Source organism: Amycolatopsis panacis (assembly GCF_003600245.1).
Lineage (GTDB): Bacteria > Actinomycetota > Actinomycetes > Mycobacteriales > Pseudonocardiaceae > Amycolatopsis > Amycolatopsis sulphurea.
Genome location: NZ_QZFV01000076.1, coordinates 148,025 through 160,644 on the forward strand (window position 1 = coordinate 148,025; position 12,620 = coordinate 160,644).

Annotated in this window: 11 protein-coding genes; all 11 read left to right on the forward strand. The window is 67.8% G+C overall.

All coding sequences use genetic code 11. The annotated features are described in order from the left end of the window. Positions 1-11 precede the first annotated feature (11 nt). The 11 genes from D5S19_RS12975 (at position 12) to D5S19_RS13025 (ending at position 12,614) form a co-directional block, all read left to right on the forward strand. Entirely contained in the window at positions 12-1,037 is a 1,026-nt protein-coding gene (locus D5S19_RS12975) for a glycosyltransferase family 2 protein (protein ID WP_120023597.1), read from the forward strand. Then, positions 1,034-2,344 carry a polysaccharide biosynthesis protein gene (locus D5S19_RS12980; RefSeq protein WP_120023598.1) on the forward strand — a complete coding sequence of 437 codons (1,311 nt, stop codon included), beginning with the start codon at positions 1,034-1,036 and terminating at the stop codon, positions 2,342-2,344. The genes D5S19_RS12975 and D5S19_RS12980 overlap by 4 nt, the downstream gene beginning before the upstream one ends. 72 nt (positions 2,345-2,416) lie before the next feature. Further along, positions 2,417-4,387 carry a DUF6541 family protein gene (locus D5S19_RS12985; RefSeq protein WP_120023599.1) on the forward strand — a complete coding sequence of 657 codons (1,971 nt, stop codon included), beginning with the start codon at positions 2,417-2,419 and terminating at the stop codon, positions 4,385-4,387. Positions 4,388-4,447: 60 nt separating this feature from the next. Further along, positions 4,448-5,152 carry a glycosyltransferase family 2 protein gene (locus D5S19_RS12990; protein ID WP_120023600.1) on the forward strand — a complete coding sequence of 235 codons (705 nt, stop codon included), beginning with the start codon at positions 4,448-4,450 and terminating at the stop codon, positions 5,150-5,152. A gap of 11 nt (positions 5,153-5,163) precedes the next feature. Next, positions 5,164-5,601, forward strand: coding sequence for a DUF2304 domain-containing protein (locus tag D5S19_RS12995; RefSeq protein WP_098512749.1), 438 nt, complete (start codon positions 5,164-5,166; stop codon positions 5,599-5,601). Positions 5,602-5,630: 29 nt separating this feature from the next. Continuing rightward, positions 5,631-6,155 (forward strand): uridine kinase family protein, encoded by a 525-nt coding sequence (locus D5S19_RS13000; RefSeq protein ID WP_456061906.1) that lies wholly within the window; start codon positions 5,631-5,633, stop codon positions 6,153-6,155. A gap of 387 nt (positions 6,156-6,542) precedes the next feature. Next, a complete protein-coding gene (locus tag D5S19_RS13005) occupies positions 6,543-7,043 on the forward strand; it encodes a helix-turn-helix domain-containing protein (RefSeq protein WP_120023602.1) in 501 nt (166 codons plus the stop codon). A gap of 1 nt (position 7,044) precedes the next feature. Beyond that, positions 7,045-7,662, forward strand: a complete 618-nt coding sequence (locus D5S19_RS13010) for a PIN domain-containing protein (protein ID WP_233573870.1) — start codon at positions 7,045-7,047, stop codon at positions 7,660-7,662. Positions 7,663-8,905: 1,243 nt separating this feature from the next. Then, the gene (locus tag D5S19_RS13015) at positions 8,906-10,582 is read left to right on the forward strand and encodes an ABC transporter substrate-binding protein (protein WP_199730474.1); all 1,677 of its coding nucleotides are present in this window, start codon (positions 8,906-8,908) and stop codon (positions 10,580-10,582) included. Positions 10,583-10,680: 98 nt separating this feature from the next. After that, the gene (locus D5S19_RS13020) at positions 10,681-11,682 is read left to right on the forward strand and encodes an ABC transporter permease (protein ID WP_120023604.1); all 1,002 of its coding nucleotides are present in this window, start codon (positions 10,681-10,683) and stop codon (positions 11,680-11,682) included. Beyond that, positions 11,679-12,614, forward strand: a complete 936-nt coding sequence (locus tag D5S19_RS13025) for an ABC transporter permease (RefSeq protein WP_120023605.1) — start codon at positions 11,679-11,681, stop codon at positions 12,612-12,614. Before D5S19_RS13020 ends, D5S19_RS13025 begins: the two co-directional genes overlap by 4 nt. Positions 12,615-12,620: the final 6 nt, after the last annotated feature.

Genomic DNA, 12,620 nt, shown 5'->3' on the forward strand with positions numbered 1-12,620 from the left:
GCCTCGCCCTCGTGAGTGCCAACCCGCTCCTCCCGTCGCTCAGCGTCGTGATTCCGGTCCACAACGAGCAGGACTGGATCGAACGCAGCGTCGGCGCACTGGTGACCGCCGCCGAGGCCGCCCGCTGGCCCGCGGAGATCGTGGTGGTCGACGACGGCAGTACCGACGGCACCCCGGAAAAGCTCGCCCGGCTGCAGCGAACACACGGGATCACCGTGCTCACGCAGGCCAACAGCGGCCGGTTCGAGGCCCGCCGCGCCGGGCTCGCCAAGGCTTCCGGCCGTCAGGTGCTGCTGGTGGACAGCCGGGTGATCGTGGACAAGGACACTCTGGTCTTCCTGCGCGATCAGCTCGTCGGCCATCCCGAGCGCACGGTCTGGAACGGGCACATCAACGTCGCTTCCGAGCGCAACCCCTACGCCGGTTTCATGGCCGGGCTGGTCAAGATCCCGTGGCGGCGCTACTGCGCGAATCCGCGGCTGATGTCGTTCGACATCGAGGAATTCGATGTGTTCCCGAAGGGCACGGGATTCTTTTCCGCACCACGCGAAGTTCTCGAACAGGCCAGTGCCGCATTCGAATCGCTGTTCGAGGATTCCCGCTTCGCCAGCGACGACACCGGTGTGCTGCGCTGGATCGCCGAGCGGCACCGGATCTTCCTCGCCCCGCAGTTGTCCGCGACCTATCATGGGCGCGATTCGTTCCGGAAGTTCGCCGCGCAGTCCTACTTCCGCGGCACCACGTTCGTCGACTCCTACCTCGCCTCGCCCGGCCCGGCCCGCACCGGCCTGTTCGCCGCCTTCGGTGTCGGCCTGCTCGGCCTCGGCCTCGCCGCCCGCCGCCCGCGTGCCGCGGTGGCGCTCGCCGCGACCGGTTCCGCCGTCGCGGGCGCCGCGGTGACCCGATTCGGCGCCACGAAGTCCGAAGCCCGCGCGGTCGCCCTGCTCGCCCCGGTCTTCGGCGTCGGCTTCGGCGCGGGCGCGGTCCGCGGCCTGTTCTTCGCCCTGCGTGCCCGCGCACGCCGGAACGCCCGATGAGCACGCCGGTGACCGCAGAGTCCTCGGGGTCCGCAGAGTCCGCCTTGGCCCGGGAGACCGGTCGTTCGGCCGGGAAGATCGGTATCTCGCTGCTGATCGCGATCGGGCTGGGCTACGTCTTCTCCTTCCTCACCCCCCGGTTGCTCGGGCCGGTGGACAACGCCGTCTTCGCGTCGTTCTGGGGCATCCTGATGGGCCTGGGCAGCGCGCTCTCCCCACTGGAACAGGAGCTGTCGCGGCAGTCCGCGGTCGCCGCTGTGGACGGGAAGAAAGCGGGCAAACCGGCCCTGCGTGCGCTCACCGTCGGCGCGATCGGGGTCGCGGTGGTCGCCGCGATCACGCTCGCCGTGCCGGTGCTCAACGAACGGCTGTACGGCGGGCATCTCGAACTCGGCATCATCACGCTGTGCGGCGGGCTCGCCTTCGCCTGCCAGTTCGCCACCCGCGGCCTGCTGGTCGGGCACAACGCGATCCGCCCCTACTCCGGTCTCGTGATCGCCGAAGCCGCGGTACGCGCGGTGCTGCTGGGGCTGGTGGTGGTCGCCGGGGTGACCGGGATGACGTCGCTGGCGATCGCCGCGGCGGCCGGATCGTTCGCCTGGCTGCTCTTCCTGCGCCCTGCCCGGCGGCTGGTGGATCCGCACCTGGACGGCGAGGGCTGGCGTCCGGTCTCCTCCCGCATGCTGTTGCTGCTGCTCGGCGCGGGCCTCACCGCGAGCGTGATCACCGGCTACCCGGCGCTGGTCAACCTGCTCGCCCCGGGCGGCGACGAGACGAAGATGGGCGTGCTCTTCGCGACTCTGCAGGTTTCGCGGGTCCCGTTGCTGCTGCTGTCTCCGTTGCAGGCACTCGCGGTGCCCGTGGTCGTCCGGTTGTCCGGCTCGGCCGAGGGAACCCACCGCCTTCGCCGCCTCCTCGCGCTCGGCACGCTCGGCACGCTCGTGGTCGGGGCGGTCGGCACGGTGGCCGGCCTGTTCCTCGGTCCATGGCTGGTGCAACTGCTCTTCGGTGCGAAGTACGCCGGCGCGGAGGGCTGGTGGGTCGCGGGCATGGTGTGGGGCGCCGTCCTGCTGACCGCGCTGCAGTTGTTGACCGCCGTGCTCGTCGCGCGGACGCAGGCGAATCGCGTGCTGGTCACCTGGGCGGTCGTCGCGGTCACGACGGCGCTGGTCCTGACTCTGGTGCCGGGCGATACCGTGTTGCGCGCGGTGCTCGGGCTCGCCGCCGGTCCGACGGCCGGGCTCGTGGTCGCGCTGGGTTTCGTTCTGCGGAGGCCGGGCAACGTGCCGGCCCGTTCGGGCGTCTGAGTAGGGTGCATCCGGGTCGATCCGCCGAAACGGTCGGTGTGGTGTACCGGTGAGGGTTGGACAGCGAATCCGATGAATGTAGTACTGATCTTGCTCGCCTTCTGGCTGCCTGGCGTCGTCTTCGGCGCCGCGGCCGGTCTTCGCGGCTGGACGCTGGCCGCGTCGGGGCCGTTGCTCAGCTTCGGGATCGTCGCGCTGGGCGTGCCGGTCCTCGGCGGCCTCGGCATCCGCTGGGACCTGCTGAACGTGGCACTGTGGACGGTGGTGCTCTCCGCGGTCGCCTTCGTGCTCGCGTTCGTGGTGCGCCGGTTCACCGCGCGCCGGCACGGCGATTGGACCGAGGGGGAGCCCTCCACGGACCGGTCGGTGCGCGGTCAGGTGCTGATCGGGCTCGGGGTGCTGGTCGGGCTCGGCGTGGGCGCCGCGACCTTCCTGCGCGGTGTTCACTCGGTCGACCGGGTGCAGCAGGGCTGGGACGCGCCGTTCCACGCGAACCTGGTGCGCTGGATCGCCGAGCACGGCGACGCGCGTCCGTCCACTGTGGGCACCATCGCGAACCTGCCGGGGCAGACGGACTACTTCTACCCGGACACCTACCACGCACTGCTCGCGCTCGTGTTCGGCAAGGGCGGCCTCACCATGATGCCGACGCTGAACTTCGCGGCGCTCGCGGTGATCCTCTGCGTGCCGCTCGGCGTCGCCGCGATGTGTCACGCCTGGCGCATGCCCGCCCTCGGAACGGCCGCCGCAGCCGCGGTCTCCACCTGGTTCACCGCATTCCCGTACGACTCGCTGTGGCGCGGTCCGCTGTGGCCGTACGTGGCGGGTGTGGCGATGATCCCGGCGATGCTGGCGATCGCGCGTCACTTGCTGCGGCCGCGGGGAATCGCCGGTCCGGTCGCGATCGGCGTCGGCGTTGCCGGCCTCACCGGTCTGCACACCAGCATCGTATTCGTCATCGCGGTCTACTTCCTCCTGATCCTCCTCGCGGTGGTGTTCCGTTTCGAGAAGATCGAGTGGCGGCGTAGCGCGCCTTCGCTGATCGCCACCGTCGTGCTCGCGGCTGTACTCGGCATACCGCTCGTCTTGCCCTCGCTCTACAACGCGGGCGGCGTGACGAGCGCGTACTGGGCTTCGGAGGCCACGGTCTCCGGTGGGCTCGGCGAGACCCTCACTTTCTCCCCCATGGCGGCGTTCCCGCAGTGGTGGATCGGCGTGCCCGCGTTGATCGGCATCGTGCTGATGGTGCGGCAGCGCCGGATGCTCTGGATGGTCGCCTCGTACGTTGTCTTCGGCGCCCTCTTCGCGGCGACGGTCTCCCTGGAGACGCCGCTGATTCACACGCTCACCGGCATCTTCTACAACGACCACTGGCGGATCGCGGCGCTCGTACCGCTGTCCGGTGCGGTCGCCTTCGGCGTGTTCACCGAGACGACCGCCGGCTGGCTGGCCGGTAAGGTGCAGCCGCGCCTGAAGCTGCAGCCGGTCACGGTCACCCTGCTCGCGGCGGTGCTCATCGGCGCGGTCGTGACCGGGCTGAGCCGGGGCGCCTATCTGGGCCGCAACTCCTCGACCCTCGGCATCAACTACGGCGCGGACGGGCCTGCCGTGTCGCGGGACGAGATCGCCGCCTATGACTGGCTGGCCAAGCACACCGAGCCGGGTGAGCGCGTGATGAACGACAAGTCCGACGGTTCGGTGTGGATGTATGCGCTCGCCGGGGTTACGCCGGTCGAGTGGACCTACTACGGCGCCCCGCCGGACACCAAGGCCGGCTACTTGGGCCTGTGGCTGGACAATATCGACAAGTACCCGCAGGTCCGCAAGGATCTCACCGAGCTGCACGTGCGTTACGTGGTGCAGGGCAAGGGCAGGGTCACCGCGGACGCGAAACCCTCGATCGGGGTATCGCAGCTCACCGCCGGCCCGAATTTCCAGGTCGCGTTCGAGAATGCCGGGGCCACCATTTATCGGATCAAGGGCCAGGAAGACGTGGTCGCGGCCGGCGCCGCCGCCGGGTCCACCAGCCCTCACGGGCAGTGAGAAGATAGAGTGATCGCCGTGTCCACTACCCCTGTGAGCACCCGGAAAGTCCTCATCGTGATGCCGGCGCTGAATGAACAGGCCAGCGTCGGGTCGGTGCTCGCCGAGGTCAGGCGGGTTCTGCCGGAGATCGACATCCTGGTGGTCGACGACGGATCGCAGGATCAGACCGCCCGGATCGCCAGAGAAGCGGGCGCCGAAGTGGCCCGCCTGGCGGTGAACCTCGGCGTCGGCGGCGCGATGCGCACCGGCTTCCGTTACGCGGCAGCCCGCGACTACGACGTGGTGATCCAGGTCGACGCGGACGGGCAGCACGATCCGGAAGAGGTCGCCGCGCTGCTGTCGGCGCTCGACGCGGGCGCCGACATCGCGATCGGCTCCCGGTTCGCGGGCAAGGGCGCCTATCGGGCGGTCGGTCCGCGCAAGTACGCGATGGTCGCGCTCTCCCTGGTGTTCTCGCGGCTGGCCCGGCACAAGCTCACCGACGTCACCTCCGGGTTCAAGGCGATGGGCCCACGGGCGATCAAGTTGTTCGCCGCCTACTACCCGGCGGAGTACCTCGGCGACACGGTGGAGGGCCTGGTGCTGGCGATCCGGGCGAAGCTGACCATCTCCGAGGTCCCGGTGCTGATGCGCGAGCGCGCCGGGGGCACACCCAGCCACTCGCCGGTGAAATCGGCGGTGTATCTCGGCCGAGCCGGGCTGGCACTGCTGCTGGCGCTGATGCGCCGGCGTCCGTCCGTCGATTCCTCCGACGCAGCGTAAGGGGCCCGCACATGCTCGGCTGGCAGATTCTCAGCATCGTCGTCGCGTGCCTGGTGCTGTTCGTCGTCCTGGAGATGATGCGGCGGCGGAAGCTGCGCGAGAAGTACGCGGGCGTGTGGCTCGTGCTCGCGCTGGGTGTGGTGGTGCTCGCGGTGATCCCGCAGGCCGCGTCGTTCATGGCGAAGATCACGGGCGTGCAGACCCCGTCGAACTTCGTGTTCCTGCTGGCCGGCGTGGTGCTGGCACTGGTTTCGCTGCACCTGTCCACCGAGGTCGGCCACCTTGAGGAGGAGGTGCGGACGTCGGTGGAGGAGATCGCGCTGCTGCGCTGCGAGCTGGAGGACGGCAAGCGCGCCCTGGAAGCCCGCATCGCCGAACTCGAAGCCCGCACGTCGGCTCCGGACAACGTCAACGGACTGCCCGAAGTGAGCCACGCACGCGTTCGCTGATCCAGGCGCTGTTCGCCGCGCCGCCTCGCCTGGGCGACGTCCGGGTCCTCGCCATCGACGGCCCGTCCGGTGCCGGTAAGTCGACTTCCGCCCGTGCGGTGCTGGCCGCCTTGAGTACCCTGGACGCCCGCACTGCGATGGTGTCCACCGATGCTTTCGCCACCTGGGACGATCCGGTGTCCTGGTGGCCTCGGTTGGAGCAGGGCGTGCTGGCCCCGCTGGCCGCCGGCCGCCCCGGCTCGTACCGGGCGATGGAGTGGGCCGACGGCTCGCCTCGCCCCGGCCGCCTCGTACCGGTCGATGTTCCCGAGGTGCTGATCCTGGAAGGCGTCTCAAGCGGCCGGCGCGCTGTCCGTTCCCGCCTGTCGTGCCTGTGCTGGATCGATGGCGGCAGCGAAGCCGCCCGCCTGACCCGCACCGTCACCCGCGACGGCGAACACTCCCGCCTCGACCTCCACCGCTGGCAACTCTTCGAACGCGGCTGGTTCCCGGTAGATGGCACCCGAGCTGCTGCGAACATCCACCTACTGCATGCTTTGAACGCCCCCAGATGATCAAGCCATTCCGAACCGATTGAGCCGAACATGGGCACATGGCCACAACATCTGGCCCGGGTGGTGGCCGCATCATTCATCGGCTGTGGCTGTGGCTGTGGCTGTGGGTCGGGAATGGCGATGGGAGGCGGCCGGCGGAATCTGCTGACCTGGGTAGATGCTGCAGTTGGCTGGGTAGGATCCCGTGCCATCTCTTGTGCGTTCCCAGCTGTGGGCGTTGCTGATCTGGATGCGCGGGCCGAGCACAGCCGGGCAGTATGGCGCATCCGACAGTGCACCTTTCGTTTCTTTCGATTATCATCGGTTTGATGATCGTGGTGAGTGTCTCCACCGGGGACAGGTGTCCACCCGATTCAGTCGAACGACCTGACCGCGAGGGAGGCAGTCATGACGTCCGCGATCGAGCAGCACACGGTATTCCCCCCCGTCGAAGGCGAGGCCGTGGCGTCGGTGTTGCACGCTCTACGCGAGCTGCACAATCGCGGCTCCGCCGGCGCGGAGACGCCGGCGACCGCCGTGCTGCTCGGCCCCCAAGGGAAGCGGGTGGAGCTGCCTGCCGAGCTATTGGAGGTGCTCCAGCAGGTGGCCGCGGCCATGGAGCAAGGCCTTGCGATCAACATCGTGCCCAGGCACACCGAGCTGACCACCCAAGAGGCCGCAGACATGCTCAACGTGTCCCGCCCGACCTTGGTGAAACTGCTGGAAGAGGGGAAGATCCAGTTCTCCAGGCCCGGCCGGCACCGCCGCGTGCGACTCGACCATCTGGTTCAGTACCAGGAGCAGACACGTCGGCGGCGCAAGGCGTTGCTGGACGAGATGACTGCGGAGGCGAGCGAGCAGGAGGACCCGTCGGCTGACCATGTCGATCGGTTCGTCCAAACTCGCTGAGGTGCCGTTTCCCGCTCTGCTCGACGCCAACGTCCTGCTGCCGCTCAACACCGCAGACTTGCTGCTTCGCCTGGCTGCGCTCGATACCTTCCAGCCGCTGTGGTCCGCGGGCATTCTCGACGAGGTTCAGCGCAACCTCGTAGAAAGCATCGGGAAGACGCCTGCGCGGGCGCAGCGCCGGATCGGGCAGATGCGCGCCGCCTTCCCTGACGCGATGGTTACCGGCTACGAGCCGCTGACCCGGGCGATGACGAACAACGAGAAGGACCGGCACGTGCTGGCCGCGGCTGTGCGCGGGCACGCGCAGACCATCGTCAGCGACGACGTCGTCGGGTTCCCGCCCGAAAGCCGTGCACCTTACGACATAGAGACCGTTACCGCCGACGGGTTCCTGCTCGACCAGTTGGAGCTTTACCCGGACCGCGTGATGCTCGCCCTCGATCAGATGGTCACCGCACGGCGGAAACCTCCGGTGCGGCTGCGCGAGGTTCTCGAGCGCTTCGACGAACTCGCCCCGGAGTTCGCGACGGCGGTCCGCCGGCACACCGGGGACAGTGTCTCCATCACGTGGCTGCCAGTGCAAAAAGGCGCTCTTGGGCACCTGTCGCCCGACTACTGACACAGATGCGGGCGGGCGCCTGGCAGCGTGGGCGCTGGTGATGCAAGCGGATCCGGCGATGCCATGGTCTTCCCATCTCGATGGACCTGTTGAAGCAGGTACATATGGTCGGAGCGTCTCGATCCCCAAGATCGAGACGCATTCACATGGCCTGAACATCTCGATTCGAGGCGCGAAGCGTGCCCGGATCTGGTCACTGTCAGTGATTTTTGTGCAGGTGGCCCGCTGGTCCCGGTGATCGCATATGACGGCTGAGCGCGGTGGAGGCGAGAATCGTCGGTGAGCCGGCCGATGGGTGTGCCGAGGGTGCGGTGGCGGCTGTTCAGTGCACGTGCGTGCGTGTGTCGACCGTCCGGCCAGCCGGGTCGGACGTGGTTCGGAGTGCTCAGTTTGCACGTGGTTTGAACATCGCCCGACCCGGCCACGGGTGCTTGTGGTCCGGACATCGCTCGGCCCCTGAACTCGTGCGGTCCGGACATCGCCCGGCCTTGCGATCTCGGGTGGTCTGGACACCTTCCCACCCTCGATCCCGTGCGGTCCAGGTGCCCCGGTCCTTGAATTCGTGTGGCCTGGACATTGCCTGGTCACGAGTGCACATGGTCTGGGTGCCGCTTGATGTCTCACGTGGCCTGCGAGACCCGGATCACCTGACGCCTCTTGCGATGCGAGTGGCTGGACTGCTTGACACCTCTCGTGGCCCGTATCGCCCGGATGTCGCCCGTCGCCCTGTGGCATATGGCGTGGGCATCTCCCAGGGCCATCTGCGGAACGAATGGTCCAGACAATGCCCCCATCATCTCCTCAGAGCAGATGGTCCGAACATCCCAGCATGCAGACTCGACTCGCGCATGGTCTGAACCTCCATTCCGCCCGATCGTGCCAGGTCTGGACCAGGCCACGACCAGGTCACGGCCGGACTGTCCAGACCACCTCACCCGAGCGTCGGAACCCCGCCGGGATAGTCACGTTGTGTCCGAACCGCCCCCGCTGCGACGCGCCCGAAATGATCCATTCGTGCGACCACTCCGGCACTCTTCGTGTCAAACCTGCTGATTTGACTACACGCAGTGGAGATTTGCCAACACGTTGCGGTCATTCCCGGTTGTGCGTAGCGCGATCGTGATCTCACGTACTTAAGCGCGGGCCGACTTCCCGCTAGTGTCGGCGAGCACACCGACCTGTGATCAGCTCGATCGGCGGGTGCGGTGCCTTTCACCACCGAACATCTTCCAAGGGGTGCCACATGCAGCAATTGCGGCTGACCCGAACACGTCGTGCGGCCCTCGCCGGGCTCGCCGGGGTGGTCGCGGTCTCGCTGTCCGCGTGCGCGGAGTCCAAGCGTGATGAGGCCGGGGGTGGCGGCTCCGGCGGCACCATGGTCTTCGGCAACACCGGCAACCCGAAGATGTTCGACCCGACCTTCACCGACGAAGGCGAGACGTACCGCATCACCCGCCAGATGCTGGACACGCTGGTCCAGAACAAGCCGGGCACGGCCGACCTCGAGCCCTCGCTGGCCACCAAGTGGGAGCCCAGCAACGACGGCAAGACCTGGACCTTCACCCTCAAACAGGGGGTCAAGTTCAGCGACGGCACGCCCTTCAACGCGGACGCGGTCTGCTACAACTTCGACCGCTGGTTCCACATGAGCGGCGCCGCCGCCCAGAGCCAGATGATCTACTACGCCGACGTCTTCGGTGGCTTCGCGAAGAACGAGGGGTCCGCCACCGGCGACCCGGTGTACAAGAACTGCGAAGCGAAGGACCCGAACACCGCGGTGCTCAATTTGAACAAGGCCAAGGGCGCATTCCCGGCCGCGTTCACGTTGCCGGCGCTGTCCATCCAGAGCCCGTCCGCGCTGAAGCAGTTCGGCGCGGACAAGGTCACCCAGTCCGGCGATTCGTTCACCTACAGCGAGTATGCCTACAAGCACGTGACCGGCACCGGCCCGTTCAAGTTCGAGAGCTGGGACCAGGGTAAGGGCGAGATCACGCTGGTGCGCAACGACACCAGCACGATGCCCGCGCCGGCGAAGCTGGACAAGCTGGTCTTCAAGGTGATCCCGGACGAGAACGCCCGCAAGCAGGCGCTCAAGGCCGGCGACATCGACGGCTACGACTTCCCGGCGCCCGCCGACTACGGCCTGCTGCGCAAGGACGGCGACCAGGTGCTGGTCCGCCCCTCGTTCAACGTGCTGTACCTGGGCATCAACCAGTCCGGCAACCCGAAGCTCAAGGATCCCCGGGTGCGTCAGGCGCTGGCCTACGGCATCAACCGTGAGCAGTTCGTGAAGTCCAAGCTGGCCGAGGGTTCCGAGGTGGCCACCGAGTTCGTGCCGAAGGCCATCTCCGGCTACACCGACGACGTGACCAAGTACCCGTACGACCCGGAGAAGGCCAAGGACCTGCTCAAGCAGGCCGGCGCGAGCGACCTGTCGCTGAAGTTCTACTACCCGACCGAGGTCACCCGGCCCTACATGCCGAACCCGGCGGACACCTTCACCGCGATCTCACAGGACCTGAAGAACATCGGGGTCACCATCCAGCCGGTGGCCGAGCCGTGGAACGGCGGCTACAAGGACGATGTCCAGCAGTTCGGCAAGCAGGACATTCACCTGCTCGGCTGGACCGGGGACTACAACGACGCGGGCAACTTCGTCGGCACGTTCTTCGCCCGGGAGAAGAAGGAATTCGGCTTCAACAACCCCGAGCTGTTCAAGACGCTGGCGCAGGCGGACGCCTCGCCGGCGGGTGACCAGCACGCCAAGGCGTACCAGCAGGCCAACAAGCAGATCATGGACTTCCTGCCGGGCGTCCCGATCGCCTACCCGTCGCCGGCCATCGTGGTCGACGCCAAGATCAAGGGCATCGTGGCCAGCCCGCTGACCGACGAGCGTTTCAACAACGTCACCGCCGGCTGACCTGCTGCACCACCACTGAGCAGCCGGGCCGAAGGGGCAGGCACCACCGCGCCTGCCCCTTCGGCTCACGTTCCCGGGCTGTACCCAAAGGACTACTCGTGCTCCGTTTCATCGTGCGCCGGGTGCTACAAGCGATCCCGACGTTGCTGATCCTGTCCATCCTCGTCTTCGCCTGGCTGCGGTCGCTGCCCGGCGGTCCGGCGGCCGCGCTGCTCGGCGACAAGGCCACCCCGGAGAAAATCGCCGACCTGAACCATGTGCTCGGCCTCGACCAGTCGATTTTCCTGCAGTACTTCAAGTTTCTCGGCCGGGCGATCACCGGTGACTTCGGCAGTTCGCTGGTCTCCGGGCAACCGGTGATGTCCGAGATCGGCACGTTCCTGCCCGCCACCATCGAACTCGGCCTGTCCGCGATCATCATCGCGGTGGCGCTCGGCATTCCGTTCGGCTACCTGGCCGCGCGGTTCAAGGGCGGTATCGCGGACAACGTGATCATCGTGCTGACGCTGGTCGGCGTCGCGGTGCCGATCTTCTTCCTCGGCTACATCATGCAGGACCTGCTCTCCGCGCCGCTCGGGCTGCCCTCCCAGGGCAGGCAGGCGCCGGGGATCGACGCCACGGCGGTCACCAACTTCGCCGTTCTCGACGGCATCCTGACCAGCGAATGGGACGCGGTCTGGGACGCCATCAAGCACCTGATCCTGCCTGCCTTCGCGCTGGCCACGATCCCGCTCGCGGTGATCACCCGGATCACCCGCGCCTCCGTGCTGGACGTCTTCAACGAGGACTTCATCCGTACCGCCAATTCCAAGGGCCTGACCGATTCGGTGGTGCGGCAGCGGCATGTGCTGCGCAATGCGCTGCTGCCGGTGGTCACCACGATCGGCCTGCAGACCGGGGCGCTGCTCGGCGGCGCCGTGCTGACCGAGCGGGTGTTCAACTTCCGCGGCCTCGGTTTCCTGCTGGCCGAAGGGATCGAACGACGGGACTACCCGCGGCTGCAGGCGCTGCTGTTGTTCGGCGCGCTGGTCTACGTGGTGGTGAACATGCTCGTCGACATCTCGTACGGGCTGATCGACCCGAGGGTGCGTGTGCGGTGAACACTCTGCTGAACAAGAAAAAGGAACCGATCGACAAGCTCGCCGCGAGTTCGGTGAGCGGGCGGAGCCTCGGCGCCGAGGCGTTCCGCCGGATGCTGCGCAGCCCGGTGGCCATCACCGGCGGCGTGATCACCCTGCTGTTCCTGCTGCTGGCCATTTTCGCGCCGCTGCTCACCCCGAAGGACCCGCAGACGCGGTATCTGCAGGACCAGGTTCAGCTCGGCCGTGGCATCATTCCCGGCGCACAGTCCGGTTTCCCGCTCGGCGTGGACGATTTCGGCCGCGACTTCCTGTCCCGGCTGCTCGTCGGCGCGCAGCAGACGCTGCTGGTCGGAGTGCTGGCCACGGTGATCGGCGTGCTGCTCGGGGTGATCATCGGTGGTATCGCGGGCGCGTTCGGCGGCTGGGTCGACACCGTCCTCATGCGACTGGTCGACGTGCTGCTCGCGTTTCCCTCGCTGCTGCTGGCGATCTCCATCGCGGCGTTGTTCGCGAAGCCGAGCCAGTGGACGGTGATCCTCGCCGTGTCGATCATCGGCGTGCCGATCTTCGCCCGGCTGCTGCGTGGATCCATGCTGGCGCAACGGGAAGCGGACCACGTGCTGGCCGCGACCTCGCTCGGGGTCAAGCGCGGCACGATCGTGTTCCGGCACATGCTGCCCAACTCGCTCGGCCCGGTGATCGTGCAGGCCACGCTGACCCTGGCCACCGCGATCCTGGAGGCCGCCGCGCTGTCGTTCCTCGGCCTCGGCGATCCGGACCCGACCCGGGCGGAGTGGGGGCTGATGCTGGGCAACGCCTCGCGCCAGTTCCTCGACATCCGCCCGGAGCTGGCGTATTACCCGGCCGTCGCGATCATCGTGGTGGCGCTCGGGTTCACGCTGCTCGGCGAGTCCCTGCGCGAAGCCCTCGACCCGAAGAACCGGCGGTGAATCCCG

Excerpts from the sequence above, each read along its gene's own strand:
- D5S19_RS12995 (WP_098512749.1), top strand. The coding sequence starts at position 5,164 with ATGCTCGGCTGGCAGATTCTCAGCATCGTCGTCGCGTGCCTGGTGCTG.
- D5S19_RS12980 (WP_120023598.1), top strand. The coding sequence starts at position 1,034 with ATGAGCACGCCGGTGACCGCAGAGTCCTCGGGGTCCGCAGAGTCCGCC.
- D5S19_RS13005 (WP_120023602.1), top strand. The coding sequence starts at position 6,543 with ATGACGTCCGCGATCGAGCAGCACACGGTATTCCCCCCCGTCGAAGGC.
- D5S19_RS13015 (WP_199730474.1), top strand. The coding sequence starts at position 8,906 with ATGCAGCAATTGCGGCTGACCCGAACACGTCGTGCGGCCCTCGCCGGG.
- D5S19_RS12990 (WP_120023600.1), top strand. The coding sequence starts at position 4,448 with ATGCCGGCGCTGAATGAACAGGCCAGCGTCGGGTCGGTGCTCGCCGAG.
- D5S19_RS12985 (WP_120023599.1), top strand. The coding sequence starts at position 2,417 with ATGAATGTAGTACTGATCTTGCTCGCCTTCTGGCTGCCTGGCGTCGTC.